Genomic DNA, 16778 nt, shown 5'->3' with positions numbered 1-16778 from the left:
TTCTCTTATTAAGATACATGCAAAAAACATGCCACTTAGTGTATCAACTCGGCTTGATGATTTTCTAAAAGTTGCACAATATAATAATTTTCCGCGGCTGAAAAAGTTAATTGGAGTTGATCCGTTAACTGTTGGTCCGCTTGTTGCACAATTGGATACCATTTTGAAGCAGTAATACTTGGTAACTCTTCTGCCGGTGCCGTGATTTGATCTTTGATGGCCGTTCGTTCTAGCGCGCCAGCTAAATGCATAATCAAATCGATTCGAAAAGCATTGGTCATTGGTACCACTAGGTTTTGATTAATCAGCTCACTGTAGGCCCACAAAATAGGCGTTAACTTATTCGGGTTCAAAAAAGTAAAGTAATCCCCCAGATACCGTTCACATAGCGCTGGTGTTAAGGCACGCGCATCGGTCAACTTCGCTTGCGGCGCATCGAGGCCAGTCGTTAACTGGTCGATAAACTTCTCGCCCCCACCTTGTAATAATTCTTCCAACGAAATAAACGGCACATCTAAGTCTGGCTTGGCAATCCCAGTCGCCGCAATAATTTGATACGTCTGACTAATTTGAGCTAGCCGTGCTTGCATATTGACCACTGAAATGGGAAATACCGTAATGCCCTCAACAAAATTTTGGGCCAATAAACTATCTAAAATGGTCTTAATCCGTTCAGCAGTGCCCACCCCCGTCGCACAAATCGCAATGATGGCGCGTTGATCACTTGTGATAACTGGCGTGTCAACGGTTGGTGCGACCGATGTCGTTGGTAAGTTCCGTGAAATTCGTGAATACCCTTTAAAGCCAACCAATTCATGATAAATCGTCTCTAAATTACTATCAATCAAACTCGCCTTACGAACGGCTTCTAAAACAACCGGCGTCGTGACCATGTCAATCGTCCGAATTTCAATATCAGTATCTGCTTGGATTCGCTTCCCAAAAGTTGCGAGTGAACCCATATCAACCAACATCAGGACGCCATTACCGGCATCCAGTTCCTGCACTTGTGTCTTAACGTGTTCATACGCCACACTCGGATCCATGTCTAGCGGCATATCAAAAGCGCCGACATCATAATCATCCAGCAATTGCCCAACAACTTGCGCCATTGAAGATGCCGTACTCATCCCATGCGCAGCCACTAAAACCCCGACTTTACCATTTAGTTGCATTGATTTTAGCGAGATAAGTAAAATCGCTAAGTAATACACTTCTGATTGAGGAATCGGCAAGTGATAATGATCATCTAAACTTTGTTTTAGCACTTGCGCTGCTTTGATTTCGGCCGGATATTCTTTGACCATCGCCAACATTTCTTGACTCATCTGTCGCATCGGCTTACCAGCTTGAATTCGCTTGATGAATGAGCTAATGTGTAGACTCACTGCATAAATGAAATTATCTTTAAAATTATAACCTAACATTTCTTGAATTGTTGTTTGCGCCATTTTGGTAAAATCAATCACATCTTGATCAACAATTTCTGCCAACTTATTTTCAGGTGCAATATTCATCTGGGTTTGTTTATAAAATGATTTTAAATGTAAATTAATATCAGTCGTAATAAAGCGGTTAATATGCGCCTTGTCAAGACCTTCACGCCGTAGTAGTGAGGCTTTATCGCCAATGATTTCATAGAGATTATAAGGTAGCTCATAATTATCATTCTTATTGCGAATTGGCATCGGGCCATCGTTTGGCTTAACAATCAAATAGGGATCAAGTAATTCTGAAATTGCGCCAAGTTCATGCCGATTAGAGGCAACTGTCATTAACCCGTTCCGAATATTTTGTGGGAGGTCATCCATTGTAATTTCAATTTCAGTATCGTTTTCAATACTGTTGACAAACCCCTGCGCACACACTAACTGAATGTTAGATTTCAATTGACCGACATTACCAAAAGTAACCGATCCTAGTAATGCCTGCACCACATCCTCCGTTAACCGAATCTGTTTATTAATTCGGTTAGCTTCTAGTGATAGTAAGGCTTTCAATAAATCCAGCCGTTCAGACGCTGAACGATGATTGAAGGCTGGCAACTGAATCGTAATTGGAATCCGTCGCACAAAAGTCTGCAGTAGCGCACTCTCAGGATCTTCCGTCGTCGCACAAACAAGGCGCACGTTTGCATGATGATCCTTTGCCGTTTCCCCCAAGCGTGAATACGTGCCATGATCCATAAAGTAAAAGATCATTTCTTGACCTTCTGGTGGTAACCGATGGACTTCGTCTAAGAAGAGCATGCCCCCATCTGCTTCTTGAATTAGCCCATCCTTGTCTTCATTGGCCCCTGTAAAAGCCCCTTTCACATAGCCAAATAAATGTGACATTAATAATTCTGGATTATGCGCATAATCGGCACAGTTAAACGTAATCAGCCCTTGTGGATTCGTCAAAACGTGTTGGGTTTCTGCAAATTGATACATCACATTGGCAAAATACGTTTTTCCGGACCCCGTTGGCCCAATCACCAGCGTGTTCAACCCCCGCGGTGGATATAATATGGCCGCTTTAGCCTGTTCAACTTGATTTTCTAAGCTGGCATGGGCGCCAATCATCCTCGCAAAAACATCAGCTGGTCGAACAACCTTGGTCTTCGGTGCTGCTGGCGGTCGCACTTGCGTCGCTGTCGCCGTCGTCCCAACTGGCGGTGCTGGCGTAGTCGCAGTTGGACCCGCAGTCGCCGCACTTAATGCATAGCGTACGGGCCGCCCGGACAACTTATAAAGGTCGCCTTCACGTACTAACGTATTCAATTCTTTGCTGACATTCGACCGTGCTAGTGCCAACGCATTAGCCACCATTTCGGTCGTCATGCCATCAGTATCCCCATACTCACAAACATACTCATAAATTCGTGTTTTTCTGGTCAACTGGGCCACTCCTTCTTTATTGAATACCCGTTACAATTTCAAGTGTATTGACACACTCAGTTAGTCCTTATCTTAACACACAGTGTATCAACACACTATTTATATTTCCGTAGCAAGCCACTCGTCGCCTTAGCCACCAAAAAAGACGCTTGGGATTCTTCCCAAACGTCTTTACTAGCACCACCTAATTACTGGTAGTTCGCTTACTTCAAATACTTATTACGATTTCTACCAGTAATGACCCGTTTCATAACATCGAAAAATGATAATGACCGCACAATATGATCCGGTTCAACATGTTTACGAACCGCTCGTAAGACCTTTCGCGGTGTTTTCGAAGAAAACGTATAAGTCCCGTTCTTCTTGGTTCGAAAGCCATAGCGTGGAATCCAGCGCCCTTTAAACATGACCGATACAATCACCCGATCGACCTCATCCCAAGGAATCTGAATATAATTTTTAGCATTACGATTATCATAAAATTCAAAGCCATGGTCACCAATCATAATTTTGCCATAATCGGTCAAGCCTAAATGCGAATTACCGTCAACAACCATATCAACCTTTGTATTAAGCGATTGAACCATTTGAGTGTCTCCATTTCTTTCTCTTGATTACACCGATTATACGGCGTTGGCGCTTTTTTCGCAAAGTGCCGGTTAATAAAAAGGGATGAACTCGCAAGAGTCCATCCCAACAATCTAAATCAATGATTTAAATTGTCTCAATTCATCTTTACATTACACCAAGAACATGCATGATAACACCGAAGGCGAATAGGCCGAAGATGATAATGATTGGAGAAACTTTCTTCTTCAATAACCACATGCAGAGGAAGGTAATCAAAAGCGCAGCTAAACCTGGAATCAATTGATTCAAGTTATCTTGCAAGGTCGTAACCTTGTACTTGTCCAATGACATCCCAGAAGCTTGTTGAGTCAAGGCTTCTTTGACACCCTTGGCACCAGCTGGCAATTTGTTCCAGTCGATGTAAGCACCACTAGCTTGTTTGATTGTTGAAACTTTAACTGGACTGAAGTCAACTGTGACCCACCGTTCAATTAAGGCTGGCAAGATGAACATCCCTAAGATTGAAGCACCCTTAGTAATATCTTGTAAAATACCACCAGATAAATCATCGGTAATCGCAGAACCGGCTTTGTAACCAAGTTCTTGTGTATACCACATGAAAGCCATCCGAATAATATTCCAAACAACGAAGTACAAGATAGGACCCATCACGCTACCACCAATTGCTAGTGAGGCAGCTAAGGCACCAATGATTGGCTTAGCTGTGAACCAGAAAACTGGGTCACCAACACCGGCCAATGGTCCCATCATCCCAACTTTAACCCCTTGAATCGTAACGTCATCAATGGGAGCCCCATTAGAACGTTCTTCTTCAAGTGCCATGGTAACACCAATAATTGGTGAAGCCACGTAAGGATGAGTATTAAAGAATTCCATATGACGCTTCAAAGCAGCGGCACGGTCTTCTTTAGTCGTATATAATTTTTTCAAAGCTGGGATTAATGAATAAGCCCAACCACCGTTTTGCATCCGTTCATAGTTCCAAGAACCTTGGAGGAACGTCGAACGCCACCAAACATGAATACGATCACTTTTGCTTAATTTAATTTGATCAGCCATTTTAGTTTTCCTCCTTCGCTAATACTTATCGATAATGTCGCCAACAGGGTCACCAGTACCGGATCCGCCACCATTACCAGAACCACCCATTTTAGAAAGGTTCAAGTAGATGAGGGCCATCGCAACACCAATACCACCTAAGGCAATCAACGTCAATTCAGAAATTGCAGCTAGGATGAAACCTAAAACGAAGAATGGCCATACTTCACGAGTAGCCATCATGTTAATAACCATGGCATACCCAACGGCAACGACCATCCCACCACCGATTGACAAACCATCAGTCAACCAAGCAGGCATTGAGTTCAACATTGATTTAACAGGACCAGCACCAACAGCAAGAATTAATGCAGCTGGAATAGCGATCCGTAACCCTTGCATCGCAATGGCAATCATTTGCCACATGTCAATTTTAGCAAAGCTACCTTCTTCAGCAGCACGGTCCATAACATGCACGATTAAAGTTGCTAAAGTACGTGCAAGAATAGTGAGTAATAAACCGGCAACGGCCAAAGGAACAGCAATCGCAATCGCTGATGAAACTCCGGCACGGCCTTGACCACCAAGTACCAAAATAATTGCAGATGCAATTGAAGCTAATGCTGCATCAGGCGCAACAGCGGCACCAACGTTTGACCAACCCAAGGCGATCATTTGAAGACTACCACCTAAAATAATACATGGGACTAATTGTCCGGTAACTAAGCCGATTAATGCGCAGGCAACAACTGGTTGATGGAAATGGAATTCATCTAAAATACCTTCCATACCAGCTAAAAATGCGACTAACACGACTAAGATCATTTGAATCGCGTTCAAATTCATGTTTTAATCCTCCATTTTTCTCCGATAGTTAACTAACTATTTGCTTGTTCTTTCAATAGTTTTTCAGCTTTATCCATGATACGATCCAAGTTATCTTGACCATCAGTTGGAACCTTACGAACATCCATCTTGATGCCCATCTTTTCCAATTCATGGTAAGTATCGATATCGTCTTGGTTAAAAGCTAAAACCTTATTAGGTTGAACTTTACCAACTGAATGTGCCATGGAACCAATGTTTAAGGTATCCAACGGTACGCCACCCTTGATTGCTTTCAAAGCATCTTGAGGTGTTTCAAATAATAGTAAGGCTTTTTGACCACCGAAATGTTTGTCATCTTTAGCCAACTTAATCATTTGATCAATTGGAACCACGTGAGCTTTAACCCCATTTGGCGCTGCTTGGATAATCATTTGAGTCCGTAAGTTGTCTTTGGCAACGTTATCAGAAACAACGATAATCCGAGTAGGATTAACTGTTTTACTCCAGGCCGTTGCAACTTGACCATGTAGTAATCGTGAATCAATCCGAGCAAGCACGTAATCGAACTTACCAGGACGACCACCGGCATTAGCTACTGGTGCAGCCGCCTTAGTTTCCTTAGGTGCCAATGCTTCTGGTCGAACCTTAACCCCATCCTTTGCAGTCTCAATGATATGAGTTGCAATTTCATGAGCTGAGTCCATTGAAAGCCGTGATGCATAGGCTTCAATTAACATTGGCAAGTTCAAACCAGCAACAATTGCCCATTTGTCCTTATGCTCTTCAAACAAGCCATTGACCTGATTGAAAGGTGTGCCACCCCAAAGATCGACTAGGAATAAGACTTGGTCTTGATCATCGAAAGAAGCAATTGCTTTTTCCAACTTAGCCTTAATATCATCAGGGCCCTCGCTAGGCATCAACGTAACGGGTTGAACGTTTTCTTGTTCGCCGAAAATCATTGAACCAGATTGATAAATGCCTTTGGCAAATTCGCCATGACTAGCAATGATAATGCTTACCATCTTTGTACCTCCTATTTTTTGTTACAGTCATAGGAAAATGAATAAATAATATCTAAATAGCCTGTAACTTCATTTATTGTGATACTGTAAGCGCAATCTTTTTGCACTCACTTATATATATGCAAGTCCCGTGCCAAAATACACTAGTTTGTAAAGCTTGTTATCATAGGCTTCTTTTTGATACACAAAAGTGATACAGAAGTCCGTATTACCATTTTGTGTATCAAAATAGCGTATTTTTAAGACTTTTTTAAGTATCATGTGTATTTCTTAGGCGTTAATTTAATTTTTCTTAATAACTGCGCCTTGATTATGATGCTAAGCCAGTAAAAAAGACGCAACCCAAGTTTGGTTACGTCTCTTGACTAAATGACGCTTAAATCATGGGGGCTTCCCAAGCCCCTTTAGTCTCAACATCGGTCTTTGAGCCAAGTCTTCCAAATGCGTTATATCAGTTGACGTCAAATTAACAGTAATCGCCTGTTGTTCACTGGCAATGAGTCTCTTGACCAATTGGTTTGTTAACTATCAATAATATATAGTAGTAACAATTTAGACTAAACTGCTAAGCCATTTGCAGAAAAATAGTCCCCCGCAATTAAGTCAGCATTAGTTCTAGTTAGTCAGATAACTTTTGGCAAGCACCTTATTGATGAACACCTAATCGGTTTCAAATCAGCTAAAAAGCCCAGTATTACGGGAACTGCCTCGCAATACTGGGCTTTTTTAAATAAATTAAGTTTTTACTCACTACTGATACTTTCTGGCTCAGAAAAATCTAAGATTAACTGAATTTGGCATCCTCAAACCGGCATGATCTGAAATACCAGCCGGGTTGCTAGTGGCATAATAACAAGATCACGGATAAAGTAGGCCATGGTCAGTGTGCCAAAGAATCCCAGAATAAACTGCGCCACTGTCATATGGAATAGGGTCCCATTCACCGTTAACGCCAAAGTACTCATGGTAAAGCACATGCTTAGAAGCATTGTCCAACTACGAATTGTCGCTGCTTTCAAACGAATCACCGCTGAATCAGTCAGCCGTCGAGTTCGCCACTTAATCAGCAAATTGCTTAAATTGCTGACCACTAACAAGTTAAAGACAAATGCGAAAGCAATCATCGGGCCAATTGACAACCAAAATAGTCGCCACATTTCGCCATTAATTCCCATACTCTTCGCCATTCCTAGCCAACTCATACTACCGGCCATCCCAGTACATAAAAATAAAGTAAAAAGCAATCGTTGTTTTAAAGTCATTTAATTTCCCTCCATATAGTTGCTAAAGCAACTAATATAGAATAACCGAATTTAGTTTATTTGTCAACTATATGCTATACTATATTGAAATAAAGGAGGTCATTGCCTTGGACATTATCAAACTCGGAAAATTCATTGGTGCAATCCACCGTCGCTTTCAGACGGCCACAAATCATGAACTGACGCTCCCTGGAATCAACGCTAGTAATGCAAATTTTCTCCTCTTAATCAGTGAACATGATCGGATTACCGCCAAACAACTTACAAATGACCTGGCCATTAATAAAGGCTTAGTCAGTCGAGAAATGACCCGGCTTGAAAGAGACGGCTATATCGCTAGAGTTCCCAACAATAGCGACCACCGAGCCACTTGGGTCAGCATTACACCAAAAGGACTGGCTGCCTGTGAAACAATCCGTCAAATCAAACAGTCTCTCTGGGACGAAGTTCTCGCAGATATGCCTGCTGCTGATGTTGAGAAATTTTTCAACCAATTAGCGGCCTTGAGCGAGCGAACAAAGAAATTTGATCATCGGCAATAAATCATTTTTTAAAGAAATCAAACCTGAATCATTCATCAATAAAGCTTTTTATTCAAATAGATCAGTCCGAATCAAAAACGCTTGATTCGGACTGATCTATTTTAGCTATTAGCTACTACAAAAAAATGTTATCTCAATAATCAAAAATCAGTTTCGATTTTGTTTCCTTCTATTCCATATTATTCACCATCATGAATAATAAAAAAGCTGATATCTCAACGATTTCTCGTATCAATACCAGCTATTCCGTCTATAAAGTGCGGCCAAGAAGATTCGAACTTCCACCGGGTTAACCCCGACAAGATCCTTAATCTTGCGCGTCTGCCAATTCCGCCATGGCCGCATCACACTCACAAAAACCATTTTAACAAAATGTCGTGAGTCTGACAAGCTAAATTTAAAATTTATTGATTTTAACCCCAGTCGCATCAATAGGTAATAAGTAATACTGCCCAGTTAGCGTTGCATTCTGTTGTAACTGTTGTTGCAGCCTTACTAAATCAGCGCGCTGGCCCAGGGTCACAATTGTTGGACCAGCCCCACTAAGGTATGTGCCAACTATCCCTAACGCATGGGCCGTTTGCCGGACGATGGCTAATGCTGGTACTAACTGTGCTCGGTACTGTTCATGGAATTGATCCGCTTCTAATAGCTGTAATGCTAATGACCAATTTTTCATGGCTAAAGCGGCGACTAAGGTATTTGCAACGCTGCTCCCCGTAATTGCTTGCGTATACGCTAAGTCTGTTGGTAACGCGGCCCGGCTCGCCACCGTCAACAAAGGTTCATTCGGCACATACACACTGGCAAACCAAGTTGGTGTTGGCAATTGCACCGCTTGAACTTGCTGATGGACTGCGGTTGCCACCACCAAGCCACCGAGAATTGCCGGCGCTACATTATCTGGATGCCCTTCTAACTGTGTCGACAACTGTAGTAGTTCAACCGTAGCGACTGGCTCAGGCATTAAAGCATTAGCTAAAGCTAAGCCGGCCACAATTGCTGTCGAACTACTCCCTAACCCGCGGGCTAACGGTATCGCTGATTGGACTTTCAGGTGTTGTGGCGGTAAATCTGGTGCTAAAGTTAACGCCGTTTTAACGATTAAATTCGTCGCATCCGTTGGGACGGCCGCCCCAAACGGATGACTGACCTGCCACGTCGCACTTGGCGCCACAACAGTCAACGTTAGTTGTAAATCTAAAGCCAAACCAATCGAATCAAACCCCGGTCCAAGATTGGCGGAAGTCGCTGGTACTGAAATTGTTAACATCATTTCACCTACTCATTTTTCAAAACTTTATAACGGGCTAACAATTGCATGTTAGGTTGTTCGCCAATTGCCGTGGTAACAGCCGCCAATTGTTGATCATTCATGGCATGTGTGATGATCACCACCCGCGCATTACCGTCCCCTAATTGATTTTGAATAATCTGACTAAAGGAAACTTGAGCTCGGGTCATAATTTCAGTCAACCGCATCATCATCCCAGGTAAATCACGCATTTTCAGTGCAATAAAATGTGGATAAATAACGTCAACAGGGGCCGCTAAATTTGTCTCTTGTCGGTAAGAATTAAACGTATTCCCCGTCGTGTTCAAGGCAATATTTTTAGTGACCGTCGTGATATCACTTAAAACACTGTTAGCCGTCGGTAATTCGCCGGCACCGGGGCCATAAAACATCGTATCTCCCACGGCCGTCCCAGTCACCATAACGGCATTATTTTCATTTTGTACCGTCGCTAATGGATGCTGATCTGAGACCAGTACTGGTCCGACCGATACCGCAATCCGATCATCCAGTTCTTCAGCAATCCCTAATAACTTGATGGTATAGCCCAGTTGATGCGCTTCGGCAATGTCTTCCGGACTAATTTTAGTAATCCCTTGTACCTTAACTTGGGATAGCGATAAACTCATCCCAAAAGCGAATTGTGTCAAAATGATCATTTTATACGCCGCATCCAAGCCTTCAACGTCATTCGTTGGATCCTTTTCAGCAAACCCCAATGTCTGCGCACTCGCTAAGGCTTGTTGATACGACCAGTTTTTAGTTAACATTTGTGTCATGATATAGTTAGTCGTCCCATTGACAATTCCCATTACCCGCTGAATCTTATCCGCCGCAAAACTATTATCAATCGTCCGTAAAATCGGAATCCCCCCAGCAACACTCGCTTCATAGAAAAGATCACGATGATTTTCACGCGCAATTTGAACCAATTCGCGTCCGTACTGCGCAATCAAATCCTTATTAGCAGTCACCACATGTTTGCCTGCTTGTAGTGCGCGGGTGATGTATTCTTTGGCTGGATGGATTGATCCCATGACTTCAACCATAATTTGAATCTCGGGATCATCGATCAAGGTCTCAATTTGATCGGTCAATCGGACAGTGCCAAGTTCGGCCTGTTGATGATTGTTCAAGTTATGCACGACAACACAAGCTAATTCGAGCTTGCGACCAGTAATCTCTGAAATTTTTGCTTGATGTGCTTGTAACATTTTGACCACGCCAGTCCCAACTGTTCCTAGACCGACAATACCAATTTTGATTGTTTCCATCGCTAACGCCTCCAAAATTCCTAATAGTTAAGCCCATTCTATCGAACCACCCACTGATAAGCAACGCTTTTCACACTAACTTAATCGGTCCCTGACAACGACCACAAGCATAGCGGTTCAGATTCATTCGCCGTTTCCGGTGATAGACTTGCCCACAACGTTGGCACCGATACGTATATCGATAGGCCAAGGTCGTCGTTTGCTTGGGCTTAGGCGCATACCGTGAACCGTGTACTTGGGCTAATAGCTGTTTAAAGCTTCGGTCGCGATGTTGATAGCCTTGCCGTGCCAGATGCAAATGATAATGACACAGCTCATGTTTAATCACACCAATCAACGTTGCTTCGTCAAAATCGGTCAACATTTTTGGATTAATATCAATGTTATGACTAGCCAATTGATAACGACCACCAGTAGATCGTAAACGCGTATTAAAAAATGCCCGATGCTGAAAGGACCGGTGAAAATCATGGTCCGAAATCTGTTCAACTAACTGTTGGAGTTGCGAGTCAGTCATGCTCAACCTCAGTGGGTGCAATCATTGTCAATGCGATCCGTTGGCGTTGCTCATCCACTTCATCGACCCAGACCGTCACAATATCGCCCACGGCAACAACTCGCCGGGGATCTTTCAAAAACTTAGTCGTTAACTTAGAAATGTGCACCAAACCATCTTGTTTAACACCAATGTCAACAAATGCTCCGAAATCAACCACATTGCGAACCGTTCCCTGTAACTGCATCCCGGGTTTTAAATCACTCATTTTTAAGACATCCTGTCGCAATAATGGCGCTGGCATCGTCTCACGCACATCCCGTCCTGGTTTTTGCAAACTCCGACTAATATCTTGCAAGGTTAACGTCCCGACCTCAGTTGTCGATGCAACTTGCGTCAAATCTACCTGCGCTAATTGTTGCGCCTTCGCCGTCCCAACATCTTGAGTCGCTAAGTCGGCCGCTTGTAACAGGGCCTTCGCCGCTGGATAACTTTCTGGATGAATATCAGTATTATCAAAAATAGTCTTACCCGCAATGATACGTAAGAAACCCACTGCCTGTTCATAAGCTTTAGGTCCTAACCGTGGCACTTTCTTCAATTGTGGCCGACTACTGAACTCCCCATTTTCATCCCGATAAGCGACAATATTTTGTGCAATCGTCTTCGATAGCCCGGAGATATGGGTCAATAATTCGGCACTGGCTGTATTCAAGTTCACCCCAACTTGGTTAACCGCTGTTTCAATCACGACATCTAATTGGGCCGACAACGCTTTTTGCGGCACATCATGTTGATACTGACCAACCCCCACAGATTTCGGATCAATCTTAATGAGTTCCGCCAAGGGATCTTGCAACCGCCGACCAATACTAATGGCACTGCGTTGTTCAACGTGTAAGTCTGGAAATTCGGCCCGCGCATTATCACTAGCTGAATAGACCGAGGCCCCCGCTTCATTAACAATCACGTAATACACCGGTCGCTGCAAGGTTTTCAAAATCGTTGCCACGAATTCTTCCGATTCGCGTGAAGCCGTACCGTTACCAATCGCAATCATTTCAACCTGATACTTTTCAATGAAGGCCGTAAATTCTGCGGTGGCCGCATCGCGTTTCGCCATTGGCGCCGGCTTATGCGGATAAATGACGAGCTTATCCAGAAATTTACCATTCGCATCCATCACAGCCAGCTTACAGCCCGTCCGATAAGCGGGATCAAAACCTAATACGACTCGGCCTTTTAACGGCGCTTGCATTAGTAAGTGGTAAAGATTATCGCCAAACACATTGATGGCCTGTTGATCAGCCGTCGCCGTCAATTCATGCCGCAATTCACGTTCAATGGCCGGTGCAATAAAACGTTTATAGGCATCTTGATACGCCGCTTCAATCAGAGCAACGGTCGGGCCTTGATGTTGGCCGATAAAACGAAAATGACAATACCGTTCAATTGCGGTTGGATCGACTTGCAAATTAACCCGTAACACCTTTTCATGCTCGCCCCGATTAATCGCTAAGACCCGATACGAAACAAGCTGTTTCACGGGACTTGTAAAGTCATAATATTGTTGGTAAACGCCCTGTTCATCTAAGGCTTTCCCTTTGGGCTTCACCTGGACCACCAAGTCACCATGATTGCGCGTCTCATTGCGAATCCAATTGCGTAAATTCGCATTATCGCCGAAAGCTTCGGCCAAAATTTCATGGGCCCCAGCTAAGGCGGCGGTAGTGTCTGAGACGGCCGCTGTCACATACTGTTGCGCCTGTTGGTCAACATCGCCTTGCGGGAACTGAAGCAACCAAGCAGCTAACGGTTCTAGCCCTGCTTCTTTGGCAATTGTCGCTTTAGTCCGCCGTTTTTGCTTATAAGGCAAATATAAATCTTCAACTGTTTGTAGCTTATCAGCCTTCATAATCGCAGCTTTTAGCACTGGGGTTAACTGTTGTTGTTCAGAAATCAGCTTGATTACATCAGCCTTACGACTTTCCAAGCTAGCCAACCGATCATAGTTTTCCTTAATCGCCCGAATTTCGACTTCGTCCAGATCACCAGTACGTTCTTTCCGATATCGTGCAATAAATGGCACAGTATTGCCTTCAGTCATTAAGCTTAGCACCGCTTTAATTTGTTGCGGTTTAAAATCAGTTAGCGTTTGTTCAACCAACTTTAAAATTTCATTATCCATATTTTCACCCAATCTTTAACTAACTATTACGTTATATTATACGCGCTTAACCCGTGATTTTCGTTAAATAAAAAGAGGAACACAGCCAATCGGGCCGGGTCCTCTTCATTTGATGCGAGTTACATCACCATCGTCATAATCCGTTGGACATCATTGGAAACATGCGTCATCGCAGCTTCTTGATCCTTTTCAGCTTGATTAAATGCAGCAACGTCGACAGTTTGATCGGCAATTTTCAAGCTCGCCGTCATCGCGGCACAAGCCGTCGTATAAGCTTCATATGCCGCCAACAAGTTACGATGCTTCCCAATCAAGCGCGCGGGAACGGCCGCTTGCTTTAATTGTTGTAGATTTTTTTGGTATTGCTCAGTGCCATCTGTGAATTCCATCTGAATATCATTAAATTCAGCGGGAACCATTTTAGCAATCGCATCCGTATCTACTGCCTGACGAATCTTTTCAAAACCGGGATTCATTTGTTCGCCCATTTTTTCGGTACTTTCAATAACTTTTGATAAAACTGGCATGTAGGTCGCCATCGTTGCTTTTTTCATGAGTTACGACTCTTTTCTTAGTTTAAGTTACCTTTTATTCTAACAGTTCCTTAACCATTATGCTTGCGTAGCCACCAACGTTGACCGAACTTAACAATTTCAACAACAATAACCATTGAAATTGATGCGGCCGCTACGATTCCCCATTGGTAACCATCCAAATGACTGACATGGAACAAGCCATTTAAGCCTGGCACCATGATAGTCATGGCAAGTAAGGCAAACGCAATTAAGATTGCCCAGTTAAAGAACTTATTTCGGAACAAGCCAACTGTGAACAGTGACTCATGAATCGACTTAGAGTTAAACGCATGGAATAACTGAATTAACCCTAAAGTGGCAAAGGCCATAGTTAACGCATCAGCATGGGCCAAGCTCGCATTAGCATGAACGGGATACGTAATCGCCAGCCAATAAACGAACAGAGTAATCCCACCTTCTAGTAACCCTTGATAGATAATACTAGAGAACACACCCCCTGAGAAGAAGTTCGAGTTACGTCCACGTGGTTTATGCTGCATAATGTTCTTTTCAGTCGGTTCAACGCCCAACGCAATTGCTGGCAAGGTATCAGTCACCAAGTTAATCCATAAAATATGCACCGGTGCTAAGATTTGCCAGCCCAGCATAGTCATCATAAACAAGGTCAAAACTTCGCCTAAGTTTGCTGATAACAAGTATTGAATCGCTTTTTGAATATTGGCAAAGACCTTTCGTCCCTCTTCGACAGCCACCACAATCGTCGCAAAGTTGTCATCTGCTAAGACCATATCACTGGCCCCTTTAGAGACTTCCGTACCAGTAATTCCCATTCCAATACCGATGTCGGCAGCTTTCAAGGCAGGCGCATCATTGACCCCGTCACCAGTCATGGCGACGACCTTCCCACGTTTTTGCCACGCATTAACGATACGTACCTTATGTTCCGGTGCCACACGGGCATACACCGCGTAATCGGCGACTTTTTTACTGAATTCAGCGTCACTCAATGCATCTAATTCTGCACCCGTAATCACGGCAGCATCATCACCCGCTTCAATAATTCCCAGACGAGCTGCAATTGCCTCGGCAGTATCACGATGATCACCAGTAATCATTAATGGGCGAATCCCCGCTGACTTGGCTTCGGCCACCGCTTGTTCAACTTCTGGACGTTCCGGATCAATCATGCCGACCATCCCAGCAAAAATCAACTCATTTTCTAAAGTCAGTGAATCAACCGTTGCGGGAATTTCATCGATAATCTTATAAGCAAACGCCAGGACACGTAAGGCTTGTGTCGCTAACTGATGGTTAGTCGCTAAAATTTGATTGCGAATTGCTGGCGTAAATGGTCCCACCTGTTGCTCGTTTTCAATCGCCGTAACGCGTTTTAATAGTTCATCTGGCGCCCCTTTAACGGCTACTAAGAATTGACCATTCGGTAATGGGTGCACCGTTGACATCAATTTACGTTCAGAATCAAAGGGCACTTCATCCACCCGTGGCCGGTCTTTTAAGAGCTGATCAACGGGATAATCCTGATCTAATTGGTACTGCACTAATGCCGTTTCGGTCGGATCACCGGCTAACCCATCGGCCATGATTTTCGTATCGTTACTCAAAATCATCACTTGTGCCAAATGACTGTCTGGCGCTAAATGAGTCGTCCGGGCGTCAATTAATTTCTGGTTAACGACTAATTTTTCAACCGTCATTTTATTCTGAGTTAACGTCCCGGTCTTATCCGACGCAATAATATCGGTACTTCCAAGCGTCTCAACGGCGGGAAGTTTACGAACTAACGCATGGCGTTTCGCCATCCGTTGTGTGCCCAACGCTAAGGTAATGGTCACAATGGCTGGTAAGCCTTCGGGAATCGCTGCGACGGCTAACGAAATGGCAGTTAGCAGCATGTTAATCAGACTTTCACTGCCCCGCAACATCCCGACCCCAAACACAACTGCGGCAATGATTAAAATCAAAATAGTTAACGATTTTCCTAATTGCGTTAAGTTATCTTGCAATGGTGTCGTCGTCTCATCAGCCGCTTCAATCATACCGGCAATCCGGCCAACTTCGGTCTGCATCCCAGTTGCAACCACGATTCCAGTGCTGCGACCATACGTCACGTTACTGTTCATATAGGCCATATTGACCCGGTCACCAATAGCTAAGTCCGCTGCAGTCAACGTCACCGCTTGCTTCTCAACGGGGACTGATTCCCCGGTCAAAGCGGCTTCTTCAACTTTTAACGAGGCACTGGTCAATAACCGTAAATCCGCTGGTACAATGTCACCAGCTTCTAACGACACAATATCACCTGGGACTAATTCATCGCTTTTGACTGTTTTAAGGGCTTGATCGCGTAAAACGGTCGCATCTGGGGCCGCCATTTCTTTTAACGCATTAATCGCTTCTTCAGCTTTGGATTCTTGGAACACCCCAAAAACCGCATTCAATACGACAACTAATAAAATGATGATAGCGTCCACGCCTTCACCCGTAAAGGCCGCAATTAATGCCGCCACCAGCAAGACAATAATCATAAAGTCTTTAAACTGGGCAATAAATTTTTGCATTAATGACGTTGTTTTTTGTTGATTCAACGCATTATGGCCGTATTTTTCTAGGCGGGCGTCCGCCTCAATTTGGCTCAGACCTTGGTCGTCGGTTTGCAAGTGCTGATAAATCGTTGCTAAAGACTGCTGATAAATCGGTGTTGCTTTTGACATAAAATCTCCTCCTCGCATCTGAGCCTCATCTTCTTGGTATAGAAAATGAGACTCATGTATGCACGCAAAATGTGACATACATAAGTCTCACTA

At 43.7% G+C, this 16778-nt stretch carries 13 protein-coding genes and 1 tRNA gene; 1 reads left to right on the top strand and 13 read right to left on the bottom strand.

All coding sequences use genetic code 11. The annotated features are described in order from the left end of the window. Positions 1 to 35: 35 nt before the first annotated feature. The 6 genes from C5Z25_RS08865 to C5Z25_RS08840 form a co-directional block, all read right to left on the bottom strand. On the bottom strand, positions 36 to 2879 hold the full coding sequence (locus C5Z25_RS08865; protein WP_105452295.1) for a sigma-54-dependent transcriptional regulator: 2844 nt from the start codon (positions 2877 to 2879) through the stop codon (positions 36 to 38). A 203-nt stretch (positions 2880 to 3082) separates the two neighbouring features. Then, positions 3083 to 3466, bottom strand: a complete 384-nt coding sequence (locus tag C5Z25_RS08860; RefSeq protein ID WP_105449828.1) for a DUF956 family protein — start codon at positions 3464 to 3466, stop codon at positions 3083 to 3085. 148 nt (positions 3467 to 3614) lie between these two features. Further along, positions 3615 to 4529, bottom strand: coding sequence for a PTS system mannose/fructose/sorbose family transporter subunit IID (locus C5Z25_RS08855; protein WP_105449827.1), 915 nt, complete (start codon positions 4527 to 4529; stop codon positions 3615 to 3617). Between the two features lie 18 nt (positions 4530 to 4547). Beyond that, complete coding sequence (locus C5Z25_RS08850; RefSeq protein WP_105452294.1) at positions 4548 to 5354, bottom strand: PTS mannose/fructose/sorbose transporter subunit IIC; 807 nt, start codon at positions 5352 to 5354, stop codon at positions 4548 to 4550. A 32-nt stretch (positions 5355 to 5386) separates the two neighbouring features. After that, positions 5387 to 6361, bottom strand: a complete 975-nt coding sequence (locus tag C5Z25_RS08845) for a mannose/fructose/sorbose PTS transporter subunit IIA (RefSeq protein WP_105449825.1) — start codon at positions 6359 to 6361, stop codon at positions 5387 to 5389. Between the two features lie 803 nt (positions 6362 to 7164). After that, entirely contained in the window at positions 7165 to 7623 is a 459-nt protein-coding gene (locus tag C5Z25_RS08840; RefSeq protein ID WP_105452293.1) for a hypothetical protein, read from the bottom strand. Positions 7624 to 7730: 107 nt separating this feature from the next. On the opposite strand from C5Z25_RS08840, the gene C5Z25_RS08835 reads away from it, so the two are divergent. Continuing rightward, on the top strand, positions 7731 to 8165 hold the full coding sequence (locus tag C5Z25_RS08835; RefSeq protein WP_158682937.1) for a MarR family winged helix-turn-helix transcriptional regulator: 435 nt from the start codon (positions 7731 to 7733) through the stop codon (positions 8163 to 8165). Positions 8166 to 8423: 258 nt separating this feature from the next. Here C5Z25_RS08835 and C5Z25_RS08830 read toward each other — a convergent pair. The 7 genes from C5Z25_RS08830 to C5Z25_RS08800 all read right to left on the bottom strand — a co-directional run bounded on the left by C5Z25_RS08830 (position 8424) and on the right by C5Z25_RS08800 (position 16685). Continuing rightward, positions 8424 to 8508: transfer RNA gene (locus tag C5Z25_RS08830), tRNA-Leu, on the bottom strand. A 54-nt stretch (positions 8509 to 8562) separates the two neighbouring features. Next, positions 8563 to 9438: a homoserine kinase gene (thrB, locus tag C5Z25_RS08825; protein ID WP_105452875.1), complete on the bottom strand. Its 876-nt coding sequence runs from the start codon at positions 9436 to 9438 to the stop codon at positions 8563 to 8565. 8 nt (positions 9439 to 9446) lie between these two features. Then, the gene (locus C5Z25_RS08820; RefSeq protein ID WP_105452291.1) at positions 9447 to 10733 is read right to left on the bottom strand and encodes a homoserine dehydrogenase; all 1287 of its coding nucleotides are present in this window, start codon (positions 10731 to 10733) and stop codon (positions 9447 to 9449) included. A gap of 70 nt (positions 10734 to 10803) precedes the next feature. Then, positions 10804 to 11250 carry a SprT family protein gene (locus C5Z25_RS08815; protein ID WP_105452290.1) on the bottom strand — a complete coding sequence of 149 codons (447 nt, stop codon included), beginning with the start codon at positions 11248 to 11250 and terminating at the stop codon, positions 10804 to 10806. After that, on the bottom strand, positions 11243 to 13417 hold the full coding sequence (locus tag C5Z25_RS08810; protein WP_105452289.1) for a Tex family protein: 2175 nt from the start codon (positions 13415 to 13417) through the stop codon (positions 11243 to 11245). Before C5Z25_RS08810 ends, C5Z25_RS08815 begins: the two co-directional genes overlap by 8 nt. Before the next feature lie 119 nt (positions 13418 to 13536). Further along, a complete protein-coding gene (locus C5Z25_RS08805) occupies positions 13537 to 13971 on the bottom strand; it encodes a hypothetical protein (protein ID WP_105452288.1) in 435 nt (144 codons plus the stop codon). A 50-nt stretch (positions 13972 to 14021) separates the two neighbouring features. Next, positions 14022 to 16685, bottom strand: coding sequence for a cation-translocating P-type ATPase (locus C5Z25_RS08800; RefSeq protein ID WP_105452287.1), 2664 nt, complete (start codon positions 16683 to 16685; stop codon positions 14022 to 14024). Between the last annotated feature and the right edge of the window lie 93 nt (positions 16686 to 16778).

Origin of the sequence: Lactobacillus sp. CBA3605, assembly GCF_002970915.1 — a bacterium.
GTDB lineage: Bacteria > Bacillota > Bacilli > Lactobacillales > Lactobacillaceae > Lactiplantibacillus.
The sequence above is the reverse complement of the archived record's forward strand: the minus strand, read 5'-3'. Positions and strand labels throughout refer to the sequence as shown.

Coding starts and splice junctions, on each gene's coding strand:
- thrB (WP_105452875.1), bottom strand. CDS start 9,438: ATGTTAACAATTTCAGTACCAGCGACTTCCGCCAATCTTGGACCGGGG.
- C5Z25_RS08845 (WP_105449825.1), bottom strand. CDS start 6,361: ATGGTAAGCATTATCATTGCTAGTCATGGCGAATTTGCCAAAGGCATT.
- C5Z25_RS08860 (WP_105449828.1), bottom strand. CDS start 3,466: ATGGTTCAATCGCTTAATACAAAGGTTGATATGGTTGTTGACGGTAAT.
- C5Z25_RS08800 (WP_105452287.1), bottom strand. CDS start 16,685: ATGTCAAAAGCAACACCGATTTATCAGCAGTCTTTAGCAACGATTTAT.
- C5Z25_RS08820 (WP_105452291.1), bottom strand. CDS start 10,733: ATGGAAACAATCAAAATTGGTATTGTCGGTCTAGGAACAGTTGGGACT.
- C5Z25_RS08840 (WP_105452293.1), bottom strand. CDS start 7,623: ATGACTTTAAAACAACGATTGCTTTTTACTTTATTTTTATGTACTGGG.
- C5Z25_RS08805 (WP_105452288.1), bottom strand. CDS start 13,971: ATGAAAAAAGCAACGATGGCGACCTACATGCCAGTTTTATCAAAAGTT.
- C5Z25_RS08855 (WP_105449827.1), bottom strand. CDS start 4,529: ATGGCTGATCAAATTAAATTAAGCAAAAGTGATCGTATTCATGTTTGG.
- C5Z25_RS08850 (WP_105452294.1), bottom strand. CDS start 5,354: ATGAATTTGAACGCGATTCAAATGATCTTAGTCGTGTTAGTCGCATTT.
- C5Z25_RS08815 (WP_105452290.1), bottom strand. CDS start 11,250: ATGACTGACTCGCAACTCCAACAGTTAGTTGAACAGATTTCGGACCAT.
- C5Z25_RS08810 (WP_105452289.1), bottom strand. CDS start 13,417: ATGGATAATGAAATTTTAAAGTTGGTTGAACAAACGCTAACTGATTTT.